The 20,539-nt window shown below is 59.3% G+C and carries 17 protein-coding genes and 1 tRNA gene; 11 read left to right on the top strand and 7 right to left on the bottom strand.

Features of this window, described 5'->3' with window-relative positions; all coding sequences use genetic code 11:
• Nucleotides 1-57 precede the first annotated feature (57 nt).
• Entirely contained in the window at nt 58-1,236 is a 1,179-nt protein-coding gene (locus BLU11_RS12935) for an acetyl-CoA C-acyltransferase (RefSeq protein ID WP_090273990.1), read from the bottom strand.
• Nucleotides 1,237-1,446: 210 nt separating this feature from the next.
• On the opposite strand from BLU11_RS12935, the gene BLU11_RS12930 reads away from it, so the two are divergent.
• The 4 genes from BLU11_RS12930 (at nt 1,447) to BLU11_RS12915 (ending at nt 6,048) form a co-directional block, all read left to right on the top strand.
• On the top strand, nt 1,447-3,129 hold the full coding sequence (locus BLU11_RS12930) for a fatty acid--CoA ligase (protein ID WP_090273988.1): 1,683 nt from the start codon (nt 1,447-1,449) through the stop codon (nt 3,127-3,129).
• A gap of 79 nt (nt 3,130-3,208) precedes the next feature.
• Entirely contained in the window at nt 3,209-4,453 is a 1,245-nt protein-coding gene (locus BLU11_RS12925) for a dicarboxylate/amino acid:cation symporter (RefSeq protein WP_090273986.1), read from the top strand.
• 177 nt (nt 4,454-4,630) lie between these two features.
• Nucleotides 4,631-5,275 (top strand): MBL fold metallo-hydrolase, encoded by a 645-nt coding sequence (locus BLU11_RS12920; protein WP_090273984.1) that lies wholly within the window; start codon nt 4,631-4,633, stop codon nt 5,273-5,275.
• Between the two features lie 119 nt (nt 5,276-5,394).
• A complete protein-coding gene (locus tag BLU11_RS12915; protein WP_090273983.1) occupies nt 5,395-6,048 on the top strand; it encodes an OmpA family protein in 654 nt (217 codons plus the stop codon).
• Between the two features lie 64 nt (nt 6,049-6,112).
• Here the strand turns inward: BLU11_RS12915 and BLU11_RS12910 are convergent, their stop codons facing one another.
• From BLU11_RS12910 to BLU11_RS12900, 3 genes are all read right to left on the bottom strand, one after another.
• Entirely contained in the window at nt 6,113-7,018 is a 906-nt protein-coding gene (locus tag BLU11_RS12910; RefSeq protein ID WP_090273981.1) for an acyltransferase, read from the bottom strand.
• 78 nt (nt 7,019-7,096) lie between these two features.
• Nucleotides 7,097-9,232: a phosphate acetyltransferase gene (gene pta / locus BLU11_RS12905; protein WP_090273980.1), complete on the bottom strand. Its 2,136-nt coding sequence runs from the start codon at nt 9,230-9,232 to the stop codon at nt 7,097-7,099.
• A gap of 3 nt (nt 9,233-9,235) precedes the next feature.
• Nucleotides 9,236-10,453 carry an acetate kinase gene (locus tag BLU11_RS12900; protein ID WP_090273977.1) on the bottom strand — a complete coding sequence of 406 codons (1,218 nt, stop codon included), beginning with the start codon at nt 10,451-10,453 and terminating at the stop codon, nt 9,236-9,238.
• Between the two features lie 190 nt (nt 10,454-10,643).
• Between BLU11_RS12900 and BLU11_RS12895 the strand changes: the two genes are divergently transcribed.
• Together BLU11_RS12895 and BLU11_RS12890 are read left to right on the top strand one after the other, a co-directional pair.
• The gene (locus tag BLU11_RS12895) at nt 10,644-11,129 is read left to right on the top strand and encodes an FKBP-type peptidyl-prolyl cis-trans isomerase (RefSeq protein ID WP_090273974.1); all 486 of its coding nucleotides are present in this window, start codon (nt 10,644-10,646) and stop codon (nt 11,127-11,129) included.
• 172 nt (nt 11,130-11,301) lie between these two features.
• Nucleotides 11,302-12,411, top strand: coding sequence for an NADH:flavin oxidoreductase (locus tag BLU11_RS12890; RefSeq protein ID WP_090273971.1), 1,110 nt, complete (start codon nt 11,302-11,304; stop codon nt 12,409-12,411).
• A 13-nt stretch (nt 12,412-12,424) separates the two neighbouring features.
• Here the strand turns inward: BLU11_RS12890 and BLU11_RS12885 are convergent, their stop codons facing one another.
• Together BLU11_RS12885 and cysZ are read right to left on the bottom strand one after the other, a co-directional pair.
• Nucleotides 12,425-13,636, bottom strand: a complete 1,212-nt coding sequence (locus tag BLU11_RS12885) for a glycosyltransferase family 4 protein (protein ID WP_090276468.1) — start codon at nt 13,634-13,636, stop codon at nt 12,425-12,427.
• A 54-nt stretch (nt 13,637-13,690) separates the two neighbouring features.
• On the bottom strand, nt 13,691-14,434 hold the full coding sequence (cysZ, locus tag BLU11_RS12880; RefSeq protein WP_090273969.1) for a sulfate transporter CysZ: 744 nt from the start codon (nt 14,432-14,434) through the stop codon (nt 13,691-13,693).
• A 313-nt stretch (nt 14,435-14,747) separates the two neighbouring features.
• Between cysZ and trxB the strand changes: the two genes are divergently transcribed.
• On the top strand, nt 14,748-15,695 hold the full coding sequence (gene trxB / locus BLU11_RS12875; RefSeq protein ID WP_090273966.1) for a thioredoxin-disulfide reductase: 948 nt from the start codon (nt 14,748-14,750) through the stop codon (nt 15,693-15,695).
• A 119-nt stretch (nt 15,696-15,814) separates the two neighbouring features.
• Here the strand turns inward: trxB and BLU11_RS12870 are convergent.
• Nucleotides 15,815-15,901: transfer RNA gene (locus BLU11_RS12870), tRNA-Leu, on the bottom strand.
• A gap of 121 nt (nt 15,902-16,022) precedes the next feature.
• Between BLU11_RS12870 and queA the strand changes: the two genes are divergently transcribed.
• Genes queA through secD form a run of 4 tightly spaced genes read left to right on the top strand, consistent with a single transcriptional unit; the run spans nt 16,023 to nt 20,530 of the window.
• Nucleotides 16,023-17,072: a tRNA preQ1(34) S-adenosylmethionine ribosyltransferase-isomerase QueA gene (gene queA / locus BLU11_RS12865; RefSeq protein WP_090273964.1), complete on the top strand. Its 1,050-nt coding sequence runs from the start codon at nt 16,023-16,025 to the stop codon at nt 17,070-17,072.
• 5 nt (nt 17,073-17,077) lie between these two features.
• A complete protein-coding gene (tgt, locus tag BLU11_RS12860) occupies nt 17,078-18,196 on the top strand; it encodes a tRNA guanosine(34) transglycosylase Tgt (RefSeq protein WP_090276466.1) in 1,119 nt (372 codons plus the stop codon).
• Between the two features lie 59 nt (nt 18,197-18,255).
• A complete protein-coding gene (gene yajC, locus BLU11_RS12855; RefSeq protein ID WP_090273962.1) occupies nt 18,256-18,591 on the top strand; it encodes a preprotein translocase subunit YajC in 336 nt (111 codons plus the stop codon).
• A gap of 58 nt (nt 18,592-18,649) precedes the next feature.
• Nucleotides 18,650-20,530: a protein translocase subunit SecD gene (gene secD / locus BLU11_RS12850; RefSeq protein ID WP_090273960.1), complete on the top strand. Its 1,881-nt coding sequence runs from the start codon at nt 18,650-18,652 to the stop codon at nt 20,528-20,530.
• The last annotated feature ends 9 nt before the right edge of the window (nt 20,531-20,539 follow it).

Below are 20,539 nucleotides of genomic sequence, written 5' to 3'. Positions count from 1 at the left end.
AGACAGAAAGCTGAGGGCCGGAGGGATCTCCGGCCACTCTGTACTGGAAGGCGGTACTTACACCAGTTCGATCGCGACCGCAGTTGCTTCGCCACCGCCAATGCACAACGAGGCCACGCCACGCTTGCCGCCGGTTTTCTGCAAGGCATTGATCAGGGTGACGATCAGACGTGAGCCGGTGGAGCCGACCGGATGACCCTGGGCACAGGCGCCGCCGAAGATATTGACCTTGCTGTGGTCCAGCCCGTGTTCACGCATGGCCAGCATGGTGACCATGGCGAAGGCTTCGTTGATCTCGTATAGATCAACGTCATCCTTGCTCCAACCGGTCTTGTTGAACAGGTTGGTCATGGCGCCTACCGGCGCGATGGTGAACTCGCTCGGGTCCTGGCTCTGGGTGGCATGGCCGACGATACGGGCCAGCGGCTTGAGGCCACGCTTGTTGGCTTCGGATTCGGTCATCAATACCAGAGCGCTGGCGCCGTCGGAAATCGAGCTGGCGTTGGCGGCGGTGATGCTGCCGTCCTTGGCGAAGGCCGGACGCAGGCCGGGGATCTTCTCGATATTGGCGTTGTGCGGTTGCTCGTCATCCTTTACCACTACTTCGCCCTTGCGGGAAGCAATGGTCACCGGCACGATCTCGCTGTCCAGTGAGCCATCGTCGATGGCTTTCTTGGCGCGGGTCAGGGACTCGATGGCATAAGCGTCCATCTGTTCGCGGGTCAGGCCATATTGGCTAGCGGTGTCCTGAGCGAAGGAGCCCATCAGGCGACCGGTACGCGCATCTTCCAGGCCATCGAAGAACATGTGGTCCTTGATTTCACCATGGCCCATGCGCAGGCCGCTACGCGCCTTTTCGATGATGTAAGGCGCATTGGACATGCTTTCCATACCGCCAGCCAGCATGATCTGGTTGGAGCCGGCCTTGAGCGCATCGTGGGCCTGCATCACGGCTTTCATGCCGGAGCCGCAGAGTTTGTTGATGGTGGTGCAACCGGTGGAGGCGGGCAGTCCGGCGTTCAAGGTGGCCTGGCGCGCAGGGCCTTGCTTGAGCCCGGCGGGCAACACGCAACCCATGATCACTTCCTCGACGTCCGCCGGGGCGATGCCAGCCCGGGCAACTGCCTCGCGAATCACCAAAGCACCAAGGTCTACTGCCGAAACGCTCGACAAGCTGCCTTGAAAACCACCCATGGGCGTGCGGACGCCGCTGACAATAACGATGTTTTCGGACATGCCTACTCCTGAAAATATGACTGATTGTTTATTTGTGGTCATCAACCGACTTTATACGCGGTTATTATCCTTATTGTCGACTGCAAAGCTTTGTATGATCGGGATACATAACAGCCATAGTCGTTCTGTCAGGCTGTCGCTATATTGAACGCAGCAGCGGCCGCAGAGCCGTCATCTGATCCAGCAAACCAACAACAAGAAGGTCGCATAATGTTGAACACCAGAATCCTACCGCCCACCGAGCAGGCTCATTCCACGCCGCTGCTGATCAAGAATCTGTTGTTGTCGGGTGTCCGCTATGAAGCCTCGCAGGAAATCGTCTACCGCGACATCAGCCGTTACGACTATGCGACCTTCAACCAACGCATCTGCCGGCTGGCCAATATGCTCACCAATGCTGGCGTAAAGGCCGGAGACACTGTGGCAGTGCTTGACTGGGACAGCCACCGCTATCTGGAATGCATGTTTGCCGTTCCCATGATTGGTGCGGTGTTGCATACGGTCAACGTGCGGCTGTCGCCGGAACAGATCGTCTACACCATGAACCATGCCGACGACATCATGGTGTTGGTCAACAGTGAATTTCTACCGCTGTATCAGGCTATCGAACCGCAACTGACCACAGTTACCACCACCATACTGCTGACTGATGATGCTGTTACCAGCGCAGAGCTGCGCGGCTTTGCCGGTGAATACGAGCAACTGTTGGCCGCGGCCGACAGCACCTACGAGTTTGTCGATTTTGACGAAAACTCCGTCGCCACCACCTTCTACACCACCGGCACCACCGGCAACCCGAAGGGCGTGTACTTCACTCACCGCCAGCTGGTGCTGCACACCATGACCCAGGCGGGCATGCTCAATGGTCTGGGACATGAGCAGATGATGAGCAACCGCGATGTCTACATGCCCATCACACCGATGTTCCACGTGCATGCCTGGGGCATGCCGTATACCGCCACTCTGCTGGGCGTGAAGCAGGTTTATCCCGGACGTTACGAGCCAGAACTGCTGGTCAAGTTGATCCAGCAGGAGAAGGTGACCTACTCGCACTGCGTGCCGACCATCCTGCAGATGCTGCTCAACGCCAAAACCGCCGAAGGGTACGATTTCGGCGGCATGAAGATCATCATTGGCGGCAGCGCACTGACCCGTGGCCTGTACAAGACGGCCGGTGCACGAGGTATCCTCCTGTCCGGCGCCTACGGCATGTCGGAAACCTGTCCGCTGATTTCCGCCGGTTACAACAACCTGCAGATCGAAGCTGGCAGTGAAGATGAGCAGATCACCCACAAGATCAAAGCCGGCATACCGGTTCCTCTGGTTGAAGCGCGGCTCATGGACGAGCAGGGTAACTTCCTGCCCCATGACGGCCACACTCAGGGCGAACTGGTGTTACGCGCGCCCTGGCTGACACAGGGCTATTTCAAGGAGCCAGAAAAGAGCCGCGAGCTGTGGGCGCACGGCTGGATGCACACCGGCGACGTGGCCAGCATCGATCAGGCCGGCAGCATCGACATCCGTGACCGGATCAAGGATGTGATCAAGACCGGCGGCGAATGGCTGTCCTCGCTCGAACTGGAAAGCCTGATCAGTCTGCATCCGGCGGTGCGTGATGTAGCCGTGGTTGGCGTACCGGACCCGCGCTGGGACGAGCGGCCTTTTGCCCTGGTCGTAGTCGCCTCGGGTGAAGAAATGAACGCCACACAGCTCGCAGCACATCTGCAACCCTTCGTCGATGATGGTCGGATCAACAAGTGGGCTGTGCCGACACAGATCGCCGTAGTCGATGAAATCCCCAAGACCAGCGTCGGCAAGCTGGACAAGAAACGCATCCGGGTGGAAATCGCCGGCTGGCTTGAGCAGCAGGCGCCCTGTATTTCTTCTATCTGATACCTGGCAGTCGCCCCGGCTCTGTGCCGGGGCGACTGGCTTGGGGTATCCTCTGCGCTCACCGTAGAGGAGACTTGATGTGCCCAGCCTGAATCGTCTGATCTTCATCGCCGCCGGTCTCGGTGTGTTTATCGGCTGGCTGCTCGGCGCCATGCCAGAGGATGCCGGGCTGCGTACAGGTGTGCTCTACAGCAGTACCCTGGTCGGCAGTGTCTTTATCGGCCTGCTGAAAATGGTGCTGATTCCGCTGGTGTTCACCTCCATTGTGGTCGGTGTTGCCAGTTTACAGGCGCACCATCAGGTGCACCGCGTCTGGATTACCACAGTGCTGTACTTCATGATGACCACCGCACTGGCGATGCTGCTGGCCCTGGTAGTGGCCAATGTCTTCAAGCCCGGTGTGGGTCTGTCGCTGGACATGTTTGCTGACGCCATGGACTCATTCGAAGCGCGGCAGATGACCATGCCGGAGTTCTTTCAGTATTTCTTCAGCGGGCTGTTCAAGAATCCTTTCGAAGCCTTTGCCAACGGCGACATCCTGTCGGTGCTGATGTTCGCCATCTTTGTCGGTATCGCTCTGGTGGCCGGTGGCGAACGTTATCGCTCGGTGCTGCAGTTGATGCAGGAGTTTCTTGATCTGCTGTTGCGCATTATCGGCTGGATCATGTGGCTGGCGCCGCTGGGTATTCTCGCTCTGCTGATCCGCCTGGTTGCCGAGCAGGATGTCGATCTGCTGGTCACCATGCTTGGTTTTATCGTGCTGGTTTTCGCCACCACACTGTTTCACGGCGTCGTCACGCTGCCCGGTATTCTCTATGCAGTGACCCGCAAATCGCCGTTGTGGTTCTGGCGCGGCTCCCGCGAGGCGATCATCACTGCTTTCGCCACCAGTTCCAGCTCGGCGGCACTACCAATCTCCCTGCGCTGTGCACAGGACAATCTCGGCGTGCAGCGGCGCATCGCCGGCTTCGTCTTGCCGATGGGCGCAACCATGAACATGGACGGCACCGCACTCTATGAAGCGGCCGCCGCGCTGTTTGTCGCCAACCTGATCGGTGTGGAGCTGTCACTGGCCCAGCAACTGGTGGTGTTCCTCACCGCCATGATCGCCTCATCCGGCGCCCCCGGCATCCCCAGCGCGGGCATGGTAACCATGGTCATGGTGCTGCAGGCCGTGGGTCTGCCGGCCGAAGCCATTGCCATACTGCTACCGGTTGATCGACTGCTGGATACGGTGCGTACCGCGGTCAACGTGGAGGGCGATATCATCGGTAGCCTGGTGGTGCAGAAGCTGGCCGGTGATGAGCACCAGCAGGGAGCATGAGGTCTAGCATCTGACCGACTGGTATCGCGCATCGTCAGGTTGTGCAGCCCGCTCCAGAGTGCATGGCTACTGCGGTGTCGCGATTCCGGAAGGCTATGGTTCCATGTGCGGCGGAAGCTTTCTGCGGGCGGATTTGCCATACTCACGCGCATGCCAATAGATATACAAGGACTTCCCATGGAAGCTGTAATCCCCACTCTCATCCGCGAAACCTTCCCCGTCGGGCCATTGCAGTGCAACTGCACCATCATCGGTGACCCGGTCAGCAAAAAAGCACTGGTGATCGATCCGGGTGGGGACCATCAGTTGATTCTCGACCGGCTGGATCAGTTGGGATTGAAGGTGGTGAGCATCATTCATACCCATGCACATCTGGATCACTTCCTGGCGTCCGGCGAGATGAAGAAGGCTACCGGGGCGACCTTGCATCTGCACAAGGAAGACCAGTTCCTGTGGGACAACCTGGAAATGCAGTGTCAGATGTTCGGCATTCCCTACAAGCCGGTGCCGGCGCCGGATCAGTGGTTGCAGGATGATGAGGAGTTGGCCTGCGGCTGCGGTGTCGCCTTGCATACGCCGGGGCACACGCCCGGGTCGATGAGCTTCTGGTTTCCACAGGACAAGTTGTTGATTGCAGGAGATACTTTGTTCCGCCGGGGCATCGGCCGTACCGATTTGTGGGGCGGCGATCACGCGAAGATTGAAACCTCGATTCGTACGCGGCTGTACACGCTGGATGAAGAGGCGGTGGTGGTCACCGGGCATGGTCCTGATACGCAAATCGGTGATGAGATCCGCGAGAATCCTTTCATTCGCGGCTGAATTGACCATACTTGCTGATATGCGGGATAAAAAACCAAGCGTAGCGGTCTTACTCCGGGTATGCACATCCCGGCCGGGGATGCCGAGCTGCAATGATGAAGTCAATTAAGGAAAATCGTATGAAAATCAAAGCACTTATTGCCGCCTCTGCCTGTGTTGCCGTGCTGGCAGGTTGTACCAACAACCCTTATACTGGTGAGCGGGAAGCCGGTAAGGCCGGCATTTATGGCGGCGGTGGCGCGGCGGCAGGGGCGCTGATCGGGGCTGCCACCTCAAGCAAGAAGGATCGCGGCAAGGGCGCGCTGATCGGTGCTGTTGTTGGTGGTGCCGCTGGTGCGGGTTATGGTGTTTATGCCGATCGGCAGGAGCAACGCCTGCGTCAGGAGCTGACTGGTACCGGTGTGCAGGTGGTTCGCAATGGTGACAATCTGCAGTTGATCATGCCGGGCAATATCACTTTTGCCAGCAACTCGTCGGATGTTTCCAGCAGCTTCTACCCGACCCTGAATTCGCTGGTCAAGGTATTCAAGGAGTTTGACAAGAACGGCATCGATATTGTCGGCCATACCGACAGCACCGGTTCGCTGGAATTGAACATGCGTCTGTCCCAGGAGCGCGCCACCAGCGTGGCTTCCTATCTGACTGGCCAGGGCGTTTCCGGCGCTCGTATCAGCAGCCGCGGTGTTGGCCCAAGCCAGCCGATCGCGACCAACGATACCACCGCTGGTCGTTCGCAGAATCGCCGCGTAGAGCTCAACCTGCGCCCGCTGTAAGCGCTTTGTTGATATGAAAAACGGGACGCTCAGCGTCCCGTTTTTTGTGGAAGTTGTGTGGGCCTCAAACAGCCGGTGGGTGATCTCTGTGCAGCTGCGCAAGCTCCGCGTCCTTTTCAGCCCACAATTGGCTGATCCAGGCCTGGAATTCTTCCCGGAAGACCACATCATTCTGATAGTCCTTACCGAGGAAGTCAGCGGGAATCGGCCGCGTCTGGCAGCGCATCACCACCTTGCGAATCCGACCGCTGAGCAGATCCCAGAACGTCGGACTGCCATCAGGGTAATGGATGGTGATATCCACCATTGAGCGCAACTGTTCACCCATTGCGTCGAGCACGAAGGCGACACCGCCGGATTTGGGCTTCAGCAGGTAGCGGTAGGGCGAATTCTGCTCGGCGTGCTTTTCAGGGGTCAGCCGGGTGCCTTCGAGGAAGTTGAACACCGCCACTGGCGTGGTCTTGAACTTCTCACAGGCGCGCTGGGTAGCGAGCAGATCCTGGCCGGCCTTTTCCGGATGCTTGGCCAGATAGGCTTTGCTGTAACGCTTCATGAACGGAAAATCCAGCGCCCACCAGCAGAGACCTATGACCGGAACCCAGATCAACTCCTGCTTGAGAAAGAACTTCAGCATCGGCATACGCCGATTGAGATTGTGCTGCAGCACCAGAATATCCACCCAGCTCTGGTGGTTGCTGGTAACCAGATACCAGCCGTCGTGATCCAGTTGTTCATGACCTTGAACATCCCATTCGGTGCGGCCGGCCAGCCGCATCCAGCCGCTGTTGCCGAGCATCCAGGTTTCGGCAATGCGGATCATCACGCGGGTCAGCCAGGCTTGCAGCGCAGGCAAGGGCAGCAGCTTGATCAGGGCACAGGGGAATAGCAGGCTGAACCAGAACAGGGTGTTGAGGATCAGCAGCAGGAGTGACAGCACGCCACGTATCGACGCAGGCAAAAAATACAGCATTGTCTGGGGACTCATCGGGGGGCCTGATGGCCTGTAAGGTTGTGCACTAACCAGACAGGCCAGTCATCTTGACGTCAATCAGATAGCGTCAGATTCGGCCTGTATGGCGGTCAGTGCGATAGTAAACACGATATCGTCCACCAGCGCACCTCGAGACAGGTCATTCACCGGCTTGCGCAGCCCTTGCAGCATGGGACCTACGCTGATCACGTTGGCACTGCGCTGCACCGCCTTGTAGGTGGTGTTCCCGGTGTTCAGATCCGGGAAAATGAATACCGTGGCTTTGCCGGCAACCGGGCTATCCGGCGCTTTCTGCCGACCCACGCTGGCAATCGCGGCGGCATCATACTGGAGCGGACCGTCGATCAACAGGCCCGGTTGACGCTCGCGGGCCAGGCGGGTGGCTTCACGCACCTTTTCGACATCTTCGCCGGTGCCAGAGCTACCGGTGGAGTAGCTGATCATGGCCACCCGCGCCGGGATACCGAAAGCTTCAGCAGAGCGGGCGCTCTGAATGGCGATCTCGGCCAGGTCGGAGGCGTTGGGGTCGGGGTTCACTGCGCAGTCACCATAGACCAGCACCTGATCGGGCAGCAGCATGAAGAACACCGAAGATACCAAGCTGTATTCCGGCGCGGTCTTGATCAACTGAAAGGCCGGGCGAATGGTGTTTGCGGTGGTATGAATCGCACCGGATACCAGGCCGTCGACCTCGTCCAGAGCCAGCATCATGGTGCCGAGCACCACATTATCTTCCAGTTGCTGCAGGGCGACCGGTGCGGTCAGGCCGCGATCCTTGCGCAGCTCGACCATGGGCGCGACATAGCTCTGGCGAACTTCGTCCGGATCGATGATCTGCAGGCCTTCGGGCAAGGTGATGTGCTGGGCTCGGGCGACCGCTTCCACGGCTTCCGGCTTGGCCAGCAGAATGCACTGGGCGATGCCCCGGCGCTGACAGATGGCTGCGGCCTGGACGGTGCGGGGTTCGTCACCTTCGGGCAGCACGATACGTTTGCCGGCCTGTTGTGCTCGGTTGACCAGGTCATAGCGAAAGGCCGGGGGCGACATGCGTCGCTCGTTGGGCATGCCGCAGCGGTGTTGCAGCCAGCTGTGATCGATATGCGATGCGACAAAATCGGTAACCAAGGCAGCGCGCTCAGTATCATCGACTGGAATTTCCCGGTTCATGCGGTCCAGTTGCGAGGATGTGGCGAAGCTGCCGGTGCCGACCAGGAAGATCGGCAGGCCGTTATCCAGTGCCGGCTGGCACAGCTGCATCACGCGCTCATCGGGCATGATATCGCCGGTGAGCAGCAGACCGGCCAGTGGCGTTCCGGACAGCGAAGCAAGGCTGCTGGAGATGATGATGTCATCCCGGTCACCGGGTACTACCAGCAAGGTGCCGGGACGGTACAGGTGCAGCGTGTTGGGTACGGTGCGGGCGCACAGAATGATGTCCAGTACGCGGCGCTGATGCATTTCGCCGGGATGCAGAATCTTTGCACTCAGCAGGGCAGCCACATCCGCGCTGCGCGGCGCGCTGAGTTCGCTCTGCCAAGGCACGCAACCGATCAGGCGGAAGGCTTCGGTATCCAGTACCCTGGACTGCTGCTTGAGCGCAGCGGCATATTCTTTCAGGGTGCGTTTGAGCTGGCTGGGGTCATGCGGCACATCGCCGCCGAGATCCAGATCCTGCACCTTGTTGATGATCACGCCCAGTACCTTCGGGTCCTGGGGGCCGCCAAAGCCCTGTGCATGCAGTTCGATGCGGTGAGCCAATGTCGCCAGGTTGTCGTCATCCGGAGCGTTGACCAATATCACATCAGCGTCCAGGCTCTTGGCCAGGTGCTGGTTGATGCGCGCTGCATAGGCTGCCTGGCGCGTCGGGACCATGCCTTCGACCACGACAACATCGGCATCCCGGGCAGCTTCACGGTAACGGCTGACAATATCTTCCAGCACCTCATCGAGCTCGCCATTGGCCAGGCGCCGCTCCACTTCATGCAGTTCCAGTGGAGCAGGTGGCTCCAGCCCCATGGTGCGACCAATCAGTGCAGTGGAGCGTTCGGGGCCATCATCGCCTGGATGCGGCTGGGCAATCGGCTTGAGAAAATGCACGCGCAGGCCGGTGCGCTCCAGCGCGCGGATCAGCCCCAGGCTGACCGACGTCAGACCGACTCCAAATCCGGAGGGTGCAAGAAAAAAGGTATGCATTGATCAGTCTTCCTTTTCCATGGGCTGAGTGTTGGCGAGCTCTATCAATACCAGGCATTCTTCAGCGATCTGCCGTTCCTCATCGGTGGGGATGACCAGGATGGCCGGCGAGTTGCCAGCCTGGATCTGGCGCGCCGGGTTACCGGGTGGGGTAGCGTTGGCGGCTGGGTCGATAGCCAGCCCGAACAGGGCCAGATGGCGCACCGTCAGTTCACGGGTGAGGGGAGAGTTCTCGCCGATGCCGCCGGTGAACACAAGCCCGTCGATGCGTGGCAACGCCACCGCCAGGCCGGCCAGTGAGCGTGCCAGACGGTAACAGAACACCTCGACTGCCAGTGTGGCGCCGGGGTGGCCGTCGGCGCGTGCGGCAACCAGGGTGCGCATGTCGTTGGACAGGCCGGACAGCCCCAGCAGGCCGCTTTCACGGTTGAGCATGTGATCGATGCGGTCCAGATTCCAGCCCAGCGTGCGCGCCAGATGGGAATGCAGGTTGGGGTCGACGTCACCGCTGCGTGTACCCATGACCAGACCTTCCAGTGGCGTCATGCCCATGCTGGTATCCAGACTCCTGCCGTCGAGAATGGCGCAGGTCGAGCAGCCATTGCCCAGGTGCGCGGTCAACCAGGCGCCGTGACCGGGTTCCAGCCCCATCAGCAGGCTGGCCTGGCTGGCGACGAAACGGTGGCTGGTGCCATGGAAACCATAACGACGCACACCGTGATCACGGTACAGGGCTTCTGGCAACGCATAACGGTAGGCGTGGGGTGGCATCGACTGATGGAAGGCGGTATCGAAGATGGCGATATGCGGAATATCGTCGAGCACTGCCATGGCAGCGCGGATGCCCACGAGGTGCGCCGGGTTATGCAAGGGCGCAAGCGGTGAGCTGTCTTCGATGGCGGCAATCACCTGGTCATCAATGATCTGCGCGCCGGTAAAGTGTTCACCGCCATGCACCACGCGATGGCCTACCGCGGTCAACGGCTGATCGGCAAAACGCTCGATCAGCGGCAGCAGGCTGGCCAGCGCGGTGCTGTGCTTGCCATCACCGATCATGACCTGCTCACGGGTATCACCCGCTCGCCAGTTCATCACGCCTTCCGCGGTGCCGAGGCGCTCCGCCAGACCACTGAGCAACGGCTTGCGCGCGGATTCGCTGCGCAGGGCGAACTTGATGGATGAGCTTCCGCAATTTATGACGAGTACCAGGCGATCGGTCATGGTGTTCCACTGTCGTTTGTTTATGCCGGCGCAGCCTGTTTCAGGCTCTCAAGAGCTGCGCATCTTCTGGCGGTAACCTTTATGGGTCAACTTATACCTTAGTGCAGAGCCCTTGTGGATCCAACCGTGCGTTTCTGAATGTTTATGCGTAAACTGAACGATCAAAACTCGGAGAACACAGGATTTAATTATGCAGATTGCTGCCAACAAAGCCGTATCGATTGAATACACGCTGACCAACGATGCGGGCGAAGTGCTGGATACTTCCGCTGGCGGTGAGCCGCTGGTCTATCTGCACGGCGCAGGTAATATCATTCCCGGTCTTGAGCAAGCGCTGGTCGGCAAACAGGTCGGTGACGAGCTGAAAGTGACTGTCGAGCCGGAAAACGCCTATGGCGAATTCAGCGCCGAGCTGGTTGCTGTGCTGGGTCGCAACATGTTCGAAGGTGTCGATGAGCTGGAAGAGGGCATGCAGTTCCACGCGTCCGCTCCGGACGGCGGCATGCAGATCGTGACCATCACCGCGCTGGACGGCGACGAAGTCACTGTCGACGGCAACCATCCGCTGGCCGGTCAGCGTCTGACATTTGAGGTCAAGGTTGCTGATGTGCGCGACGCTACCGAAGACGAGCTGTCCCATGGTCACATCCATGGTGAAGGCGGCGTGCATCACTAAGCCTCGGCATGTGTGAGCTGCACCGAAGGCCGGTCCCGCAAGGGGCCGGCCTTTTTAATGGGCATCCTGATGCCAGCGGTTTCTATCTCGTCATCAATCAGATCAATTCAGCTCCTCAATGCTTATTCATCATTTATAGTCGTGGTCCAGAATATTTTCGCAGGAGTTAATGATGTCGGCACATGCCAGCCCCCTGTTCGAACCCGTTGTGCTGGGTTCGCTGAGTCTTCCCAGTCGTCTGGTCATGGCGCCCATGACGCGTAACTTCTCGCCCAACGGCGTCCCCACCGATCAGGTGGTTGAGTACTATCGTCGCCGCGCCGCCGAAGGTGTTGGGCTGATCATTACCGAAGGCACCACGGTCGATCACTGCGCCGCCAATGGCTATCCTGACGTGCCGCGCTTCCACGGCGAGGATGCACTGGCCGGCTGGAAGAAGGTGGTGGATGCCGTGCATGCTGCGGGTGGCAAGTTCGCGCCGCAGCTGTGGCACGTCGGCAATGTGCGCCGTCTGGGTACCGGGCCGGACGGCAGCGTGCCGGGTTATGGGCCGATGGAAAAGCGCAAGGACGATAAGCTCCTGGTGCATGCCATGACCAGGGAAGACATTCAGGACGTGGTCAATGCTTTTGCCCAGGCGGCGAAGGATGCCAAAGCCATCGGTTGTGATGCGGTCGAACTGCATGGCGCTCATGGATATCTGATCGACCAGTTCTTCTGGGAAGGCACCAATAAGCGGGATGACGAGTACGGCGGCAGCATGGAGAAACGTGGTCGTTTCGCCGTCGAAATCATTCGCGCCGTGCGCGCAGCGGTAGGGCCGGACTTTCCGATCATTTTCCGCTTCTCCCAATGGAAACAGCAGGACTACAACGCACGACTGGCGCCGACACCGGAATTGCTTGAGCAATTTCTCAAGCCGCTGTCCGAAGCCGGTGTGGATATCTTCCATTGTTCGCAGCGTCGTTACTGGGAGCCGGAGTTTGAAGGTTCACAGCTGAATCTGGCCGGCTGGACCCGCAACATTACCGGCAAGCCCTGCATTACCGTCGGCAGTGTCGGCCTGGACAGCGAGTTTCTGGAATATATGGTCAAGACCGACAAGGTGGCCGAGACCGCCAATATCGATGACCTGTTGCAGCGGTTGAACAACAAGGAATTCGATCTGGTAGCCATTGGTCGGGTGCTGATCGTCGATCCCGCGTGGCCAAGCAAGCTGCGGGAGGGGCGTTTTGACGAGGTGTTGCCGTACAGTCGTGAGGCCTTGAAGCAGCTGGCATAAGAGCCGCTGCCGGCTATCCCTGTTTACCGGGGATAGCCCTGATCAATGGACGGGATGCCATGCATGCCCGTTGCAAAGACTCTTCAAAGCGCTGCAGGACCGTCGGCCAACCCAGCTGGCAAGCCCGGTGTCGTGCATGCATTCGAATGCTGCGCAGGCCTTCCTTGTTGCTCACCAGCCAGCGAAGATTATCCAGAAATATCTGCTCATGGGCGACCGGCGCCAGTCCGCCGCTGTAACGGTCGCGGATGTGCTGATGTGCGGCGGCCATATCAAAGGCGTTGACTGCCAGTCCTGACGCCATGGCTTCGGTCACCACATTGCCGAAGGTTTCCGTCAGGCTGGGAAACACGAAGACATCTGCGCTGGCGTATGTTCTGGCCAGCTCCGTTCCTGTCAGTGCACCGGTGAAGAGGGCACCGGGCATGTCCCGCTCCAGTGACTCGCGCAGAGGACCGTCGCCGACCACCACCATATGCAAGCGCACCTGATCATTGCTGAGTCCGCGCAGCTGTTCCCAGCTGCGCTGGAGCAGTTGCAGGTTCTTTTCTGCTGCCAGACGACCAACATGCAGCAGTACCAGATCCTGCTTGCCCACGCCCCAGCTGGCGCGCAGGGCCTGGTCGCGACGAGCCGGATGGAACAGCTCACAGTCCACCCCGCGCCCCAGCAACATCAGGTTGTTGATGCCCATGCGTGACAACTCGCGCTGTTGGCTTGTGCTGGCTGTCAGGGTCAGCAGTGTCTGGTTATGGAACCAGCGCAACCAGGCGAACACAGGGCGGTAGAGCACTCCCATGCCGTAAAGCTCGCTGTATTGCTGGAAGTTGGTATGAAAGCCACTCACCACGGGAATGCGCAGTTGTCGGGCGACGCGCAGCGCCGACCAGCCCAGCGGGCCTTCGGTGGCCAGATAGACGGCATCGGGGCGATTCTGCTGCCAGTGTGCCTTCAGCCGGCGCGAGGCTGGCAGGCCGAATTGCAGCTGACTGTATCCCGGAATGGGCAAGCCACGCACCAGCACTTCCTGCGTCAGGCCGTTATCGATCAGGCCAGTCGACTCGCCGGGTTGGGCGGGACGCACCAGTTGGATACGGTTGTTGTTCTGCAGCAAGCCATCACACAGCCGGCCCAGGGTATTGGCCACACCATTGATCTGTGGCTTCCAGGTTTCGGTAACCAGCGCGTAGTGGCGATTGTGCGGACGAGATGAAATTGTATTCATGGGCACCAGCATGGCGCCCATCGGTTATTGCATGGTGACGAATATGTGACCAATTCATGGCAGAGAACGGGGACCTTCCCGTACCCACAACAGCGTTGACCCGGCCACTGCCGAAGGCATGACCAGAAGATTGACCAGCGGAATCAGCATTCCGACATATACCGGCAGGCCGAAGCCCAGTGACAATCCGCGACGTCCACGCATCCAGCGCAGCATGTCGCGGAAATCGACCTGATCATTGTCGGCCTGATAGTCGATATATTGCACGGCCATCATCCACACCCCGAATACCAGCAACAGAGGCGAAGCAACCAGGTTGACCACCGGAATCAGTGTCAGCAGCAACAGGCCGAGCAGGCGTGGCAGGTAATAGCCGATCTTGCGAAACTCGCGGCCCAGGCTGCGTGGCACCACCATGAGGATCTCCTGCCAACTGGTCGGTGGGCTGACCAGCCCGCGTTCCTGCTCGGCGATCTTTTCCGCGAGAAAGCCGTAGAAGGGCGAGGCGATCAGGTTGGCAACGATGCTGAAGCCGAAGAACAGCACCAGCAAGACCACCAGCGCGAACAGCGGCCACAGCAACCACTCGATGAAGCCGGCCCACTCGGGCAGGTGTGGCATCAGTCTGTCCATCCAGTAGTTGAACTGGCGGACGCCCCAGCCGATCAGGGCTACAAACAGGGTCAGGTTCAATATCAGCGGGATGATCAGAAAGCGCCGCAGTCCCGGCTGACGGATGCGCTGCCAACCTTCTCGCAGGTATTCGGGGCCGCGTAGCGGGGTGAGGGCGTTGGCCATTGCAGTTTCCTTCGGTTCGAGTGTGCTTCGAGACTATAGAGATAGACTATCCGCCTGATATAGTGACAGCAGTTTCGGCCGTCAGGTAGGGTGCTTCACCAAGCATCCTGAGCTTGTCGGCCAATATCGAATGCCGGCACGCTCCACAGGTCCCTCATCCGGATTCTGACGGCATCACTGCAGTGGCTTCCAGATGAAACCATCGCATCGGATTGCTCGCCGCCGAGATCAAGTAATCAGAGCCAGAGCTCTGGTTCAAAAGTTTTTATTTTTGACTATATAACGCCGCCACGGTGGCGATCTGGAGGAATCAATGTCTGAAGCACGTCACTCCCGGCTGATTATCCTGGGCTCCGGCCCGGCCGGCTACAGCGCCGCTGTCTATGCCGCGCGGGCCAACCTCAAGCCGCTGCTGATCACCGGTATGCAGATGGGCGGTCAGCTCACCACTACCACCGACGTCGACAACTGGCCGGGTGATGTGGAAGGCCTGCAGGGCCCGGATCTGATGGAGCGTATGCGCAAGCACGCCGAACGCTTCGAGACCGAGATCCTGTTTGATCACATCAATAAGGTAGAGCTGAACCAACGCCCCTTCGTGCTGACCGGCGATCAGGGCGAATACACCTGTGACGCGCTGATCATCGCTACCGGCGCTTCCGCCCGTTATATCGGCTTGCCATCCGAAGAAGCCTTCATGGGCAAAGGCGTATCTGCCTGCGCTACCTGCGACGGATTCTTCTATCGCAATCAGGACGTAGCCGTGGTCGGTGGTGGTAACACCGCTGTGGAAGAAGCGCTGTATCTGGCCAACATCGCCAAGAAGGTCACCTTGGTGCATCGCCGCGATACCTTCCGTGCGGAAAAGATTCTGGTCGACAAGCTGATGGCCAAGGTGGCTGAAGGCAAGATCGAGCTCAAGGTCAATGCTGTACTGGATGAAGTCCTGGGTGACGACAGCGGTGTTACCGGCATGCGTCTGGCGCTCAACGCCGGGGGTACGGAAGATGTGGCCCTGGCCGGCGTATTCATCGCCATCGGCCACACACCCAACACCGGACTGTTCGAAGGTCAGCTGAACATGAAGGACGGCTACCTGAAGATCAACAGCGGTACCGAAGGTAATGCCACTGCGACCAACATTCCTGGCGTGTTCGCTGCCGGTGATGTGGCTGACCACGTATACCGTCAGGCGATCACCTCGGCTGGCGCCGGCTGTATGGCTGCGCTGGATGCCGAGCGGTTTCTGGATCAGCAGTAAGTAGCTGGCCTGCGGCGACGGCGTGCGATAGCACGCCCGAACCCCGGGCACAAAAAAACCGGCTTAAGGCCGGTTCTGTCATGCTTGCCACTCTGTTTGTCACCATTCGGATCATCGAATGGTGCCTCGAGGGAGAATCGAACTCCCACTCTGTCACCAGAAGCGGATTTTGAATCCGCCGCGTCTACCAATTCCGCCATCGAGGCTTTTTGCAAGCCGCGCGGAGTATACGAACCGTTGGGCGTCCAGGTCAATGCTTTGCGTGGTCGAAAAGTCATATTTCCGCTACTATATGCGCCCTTTTTGTCATCCGCGGATTTCCTCTGTATGCGCGTCAGCGATTTTCAATTCGACCTGCCGGATCGGCTGATCGCCCGCCACCCCTTGGCCGAGCGTCGATCCAGCCGGCTATTGTGCCTGGACGGGCTGAGCGGTGAGCTGGTGCATCGGCAGTTCGCTGACTTGCTGGAGTACCTGCGTCCCGGCGATCTGATGGTGTTCAACAATACCCGGGTGATTCCGGCGCGGCTGTTCGGGCGCAAGGAAACCGGTGGTCAGCTGGAAGTGCTGGTGGAGCGGGTACTGGATGAACGCCGGGTACTGGCACACGTGCGCTCGAGCAAGTCGCCGAAACCGGGTAGTCGCATTGTGTTTGAAGAGGCCAGCGGGGCGACCATGCTGGCCCGTCACGATGCGCTGTTCGAGCTGGAATTCGATGAGCCGGTACTGCCGCTGCTGGATCGGATCGGCCACATGCCGCTGCCGCCCTACATCGACCGTCCGGACGAGAGCGCTGACCGCGAGCGATACCAGACCGTGTACGCGCACAAGGCGGGGGCAGTCGCGGCACCGACTGCAGGTCTGCATTTCGATAACGAGCTGTTGCAGGCTATCGAGGGCAAGGGTGTCGCTACGGCGCAGGTGACCCTGCATGTGGGCGCGGGCACGTTTCAGCCGGTGCGCGTCGAGCGCATCGAAGACCATCACATGCACAGTGAATGGCTTGAGGTCAGCCAGCAGGTGGTGGATGCGGTCAACGCCTGCAAGGCGCGCGGTGGTCGGGTGATTGCGGTGGGCACCACCAGTGTGCGTTCACTGGAAAGTGCGGCGCGGGACGGGGTCCTCAAGCCATTCAGCGGTGATACCGACATCTTTATTTACCCGGGTCGACCCTTCCATGTGGTCGATGCTCTGGTGACCAACTTTCATTTGCCCGAATCCACACTGTTGATGTTGGTCTCAGCCTTCGCTGGTTATCCGCAAACCATGGCTGCCTATCAAGCAGCGGTGGATAACGATTATCGATTTTTCAGTTACGGTGATGCCATGTTCATCACCCGCAATCCGGCCGCCCAAGGGCCCGAGGAAGCGCAATGAGTCATATGAATTTTGAGCTGCTGGCTACCGACGGCAAAGCGCGTCGCGGTCGGCTGACCTTCCCGCGTGGTGTGGTGGAGACGCCGGCGTTCATGCCGGTGGGCACCTACGGCACGGTCAAGGGTATGCTGCCGCGGGATGTTGAAGACATCGGCGCGCAGATAATTCTTGGCAACACCTTCCATCTCTGGCTACGTCCGGGTACTGAGGTGATTCGCAAGCACGGCGATCTGCATGACTTCATGCAATGGCAGGGGCCGATCCTGACCGACTCCGGCGGTTTTCAGGTATTCAGTCTGGGTGCCATGCGCAAGATCAAGGAGGAGGGCGTGTACTTCTCTTCTCCGGTGGATGGCGCCAAGGTGTTCATGGGGCCGGAAGAGTCCATGCAGGTGCAGCGCGATCTGGGCTCCGATATCGTGATGATTTTCGACGAGTGCACACCGTACCCGGCGGATCTGGATACGGCGCGCCGTTCCATGGAGTTGTCGCTGCGCTGGGCGCAGCGCTCCAAGGCCGCCCATGAAGGTAACCCCTCGGCGCTGTTCGGCATTGTGCAGGGCGGCATGCACGAGGAGCTGCGTGCACGCTCGCTGGATGGCTTGTGCGAGATCGGTTTCGATGGTCTGGCCATTGGCGGCTTGTCGGTGGGTGAGCCCAAGGAAGACATGATCCGCATCCTCGATTATCTGCCGCCGCTGATGCCGCCGGAAAAGCCTCGCTATCTGATGGGTGTCGGCAAGCCGGAAGACCTGGTCGAAGGCGTGCGCCGCGGCGTGGACATGTTCGACTGTGTGATGCCTACCCGTAACGCGCGTAACGGTCATCTGTTTACCGATACCGGCGTGGTAAAGATCCGCAACGCGGTCCATCGCCATGATGACTCGCCGCTGGATCCGGGCTGTGATTGTTATACCTGCCGCCATTTCACTCGCTCTTATCTGCACCATCTGGACAAGTGCGGTGAGATGCTCGGCAGCATGCTCAATACCATCCATAACCTGCGGCATTATCAGCGCGTAATGCATGGTTTGCGCGGTGCGATTCAACAAGGTACATTGACCGCCTTTGTGGATAACTTCTATGCACGTCTCGGCCAACCGGTACCTCCTCTGGAGGCTTGAATAGCGGTCAGGAAGCCCCATTATTCTTTTCTTGCGATTATATAAAACAGGAGTTCTACATGAGTTTTTTCATCTCCGAGGCCATGGCTCAATCCGCTGGTGGTGCTGCTCCGGGCGGCTTTGATCCGATGAGCATGATCTTTCTGGTTGGTTTCGTGGTTATCTTCTACCTGATGATCTGGCGCCCGCAGGCCAAGCGGGCCAAGGATCACAAGAATCTGATCGGTGGCCTTGGCGTGGGTGATGAGGTCGTGACTGGTGGCGGTATTCTGGGCAAGGTCAAGAAAGTCAGTGACGAATTCATCGTCCTGGAAGTGAGCGAAGGGCAGGAACTCAAGTTCCAGAAGGGAGCTGTCGTTGCGGCGCTGCCCAAAGGCACATTGAAAGCCATCTAATCCTTCCAGACATTGTATCCGGGCGCTTTCTGCGCCCGGATCGTTATCGGGCTCTCACATGCTCAATCGTTACCCCCTGTGGAAATATCTGCTTATCGTGGCTGTGCTTGCGCTCGGCCTGATATATGCGACCCCCAATCTGTATCCTGATGATCCTGCCATTCAGATCTCCGGCAGCAGCTCCACCCAAACCATCGAACAGAGCGACCTGCAGCGTATGGAGCAGGCGTTGAACGACGCCGGCATCGCTACCAAGGGCGCTGAGCTCAGCAGCAATGCCAGCTCCGGTCTGGTACGACTGGTGCGCCACGCAGACCAGCTGCCGGCTCAGGACATCGTTCGTCGTGCCTTGGGTAACCAGTTCGTGGTTGCCCAGAACCTGGCAGCCACCACGCCCGACTGGTTGCTGAATATCGGCGCTGGCCCGATGAAGCTCGGTCTCGACCTGGCTGGCGGTGTGCACTTCCTGTTGGAAGTGGATATGGACAAGGCTATCGAGGCTCGGGTGAATGTCTACGACAGCGAGTTGCGTACGGTGTTCCGTAACGAGCGCATCCGTTATCGCAGCCTGCCCAAGCAGGGCAACGTACTGCAATTCGGCTTCACTGACGAGGCCGAGCTGAGTTCGGCGCAGCGTCTGCTCTCGAGCAAGTACAACGAATTCCAGATCAATACGGTACGTCGAGACAATATGGACGTGCTGCGTCTGGCGCTGACTGATGCCAAGATGAGCGAGATTCGCGAGTACTCGGTTAGCCAGAACCTGACTACGGTCCGCAACCGGGTCAACGAGCTGGGTGTGGCCGAGCCGCTTGTTCAGCGCCAGGGTGCCAACCGCATCGTGGTGGAGCTTCCGGGTGTGCAGGATACTGCCGAAGCCAAACGGATTCTGGGCAAGACCGCCAACCTGGAATTCCGTCTGGCTGCCGAGCCGAATGCCGCGCGCGCGACAGTCGAATCTTTCGAGTTTCGTGATGGCATGGGTCGTCCGGCAGCGGATGTGGAGCGCAGCATCATCCTCACCGGTGATCAGGTAACCGACGCTCAGTCCAACTTTGATGAAAACGGCAGTCCGCAGGTGAATATCCGTCTGGATGGTCATGGCGGCGAGCTGATGACGCGGGCCACGCGCAATAACGTGGGTCGCGGCATGGCCGTGCTGTTCATCGAGCAGCGTGAGGTGCCCAGGACTGTCATGCAGGAAGTCGACGGTGTGATGCAGGAAGTCACTACCCCGACCTTCGTTGAAGAAAAGTCGATCATCAGCCTGGCTACCATTCAGAGCACCCTGGGCAATCAATTCCGCATTACCGGTCTGAATTCGCCGGCCGAAGCGTCCGAGCTGGCGCTGCTGCTGCGTGCCGGTGGCCTTGCGGCCCCCATGTACTTTGCCGAAGAGCGCACCATCGGGCCGAGCCTGGGGGCAGAAAACATCGCCAGCGGTGTCACTGCTACGCAGATCGGATTCCTGCTGGTGATTATCTTCATGGTGGTGGTCTATCGCGGCTTCGGCGTGCTGGCAAGCATCGCGCTGAGCTTTAACCTGGTTCTGCTGCTGGCCCTGATGTCATTGCTGGGCGCGACCCTGACGCTGCCGGGTATCGCCGGTATTGTGTTGACGCTGGGTATGGCGGTGGATGCCAACGTGCTGATCTTCTCGCGTATCCGTGAGGAAATTGCCAATGGCGTCTCGGTTCAGCGCGCCGTGCACGAAGGCTTCGACAAGGCTTTCTCAGCCATTCTCGACGGTAACCTGACCACCCTGCTGGTGGGCGTGATCCTGTTTGCCATGGGTACCGGGCCGATCAAGGGCTTCGCGGTGACGCTGTCGCTGGGTATTGTCACCTCCATGTTCAGCGCCATCATGGTCACCCGCGCACTGGTCAACCTGAGCATCGGTGGGCGCGACCTCAAGAAGTCCTGGAAGCTATGGCTGTGAGGAGCAGAT

The organism is Halopseudomonas litoralis (assembly GCF_900105005.1).
In the GTDB taxonomy this organism is placed as follows: domain Bacteria; phylum Pseudomonadota; class Gammaproteobacteria; order Pseudomonadales; family Pseudomonadaceae; genus Halopseudomonas; species Halopseudomonas litoralis.
Note: the sequence above shows the minus strand (reverse complement) of the source record. Positions and strands in the feature narration are given on the sequence as shown.

Bases quoted from the DNA above. Each gene is read 5' to 3' on its own strand.
- BLU11_RS12935 (WP_090273990.1), bottom strand. From the start codon at position 1,236: ATGTCCGAAAACATCGTTATTGTCAGCGGCGTCCGCACGCCCATGGGT.
- BLU11_RS12930 (WP_090273988.1), top strand. From the start codon at position 1,447: ATGTTGAACACCAGAATCCTACCGCCCACCGAGCAGGCTCATTCCACG.
- BLU11_RS12920 (WP_090273984.1), top strand. From the start codon at position 4,631: ATGGAAGCTGTAATCCCCACTCTCATCCGCGAAACCTTCCCCGTCGGG.
- BLU11_RS12915 (WP_090273983.1), top strand. From the start codon at position 5,395: ATGAAAATCAAAGCACTTATTGCCGCCTCTGCCTGTGTTGCCGTGCTG.
- BLU11_RS12910 (WP_090273981.1), bottom strand. From the start codon at position 7,018: ATGCTGTATTTTTTGCCTGCGTCGATACGTGGCGTGCTGTCACTCCTG.
- pta (WP_090273980.1), bottom strand. From the start codon at position 9,232: ATGCATACCTTTTTTCTTGCACCCTCCGGATTTGGAGTCGGTCTGACG.
- BLU11_RS12900 (WP_090273977.1), bottom strand. From the start codon at position 10,453: ATGACCGATCGCCTGGTACTCGTCATAAATTGCGGAAGCTCATCCATC.
- BLU11_RS12895 (WP_090273974.1), top strand. From the start codon at position 10,644: ATGCAGATTGCTGCCAACAAAGCCGTATCGATTGAATACACGCTGACC.
- BLU11_RS12890 (WP_090273971.1), top strand. From the start codon at position 11,302: ATGTCGGCACATGCCAGCCCCCTGTTCGAACCCGTTGTGCTGGGTTCG.
- BLU11_RS12885 (WP_090276468.1), bottom strand. From the start codon at position 13,636: ATGAATACAATTTCATCTCGTCCGCACAATCGCCACTACGCGCTGGTT.
- cysZ (WP_090273969.1), bottom strand. From the start codon at position 14,434: ATGGCCAACGCCCTCACCCCGCTACGCGGCCCCGAATACCTGCGAGAA.
- trxB (WP_090273966.1), top strand. From the start codon at position 14,748: ATGTCTGAAGCACGTCACTCCCGGCTGATTATCCTGGGCTCCGGCCCG.
- queA (WP_090273964.1), top strand. From the start codon at position 16,023: ATGCGCGTCAGCGATTTTCAATTCGACCTGCCGGATCGGCTGATCGCC.
- tgt (WP_090276466.1), top strand. From the start codon at position 17,078: ATGAATTTTGAGCTGCTGGCTACCGACGGCAAAGCGCGTCGCGGTCGG.
- yajC (WP_090273962.1), top strand. From the start codon at position 18,256: ATGAGTTTTTTCATCTCCGAGGCCATGGCTCAATCCGCTGGTGGTGCT.
- secD (WP_090273960.1), top strand. From the start codon at position 18,650: ATGCTCAATCGTTACCCCCTGTGGAAATATCTGCTTATCGTGGCTGTG.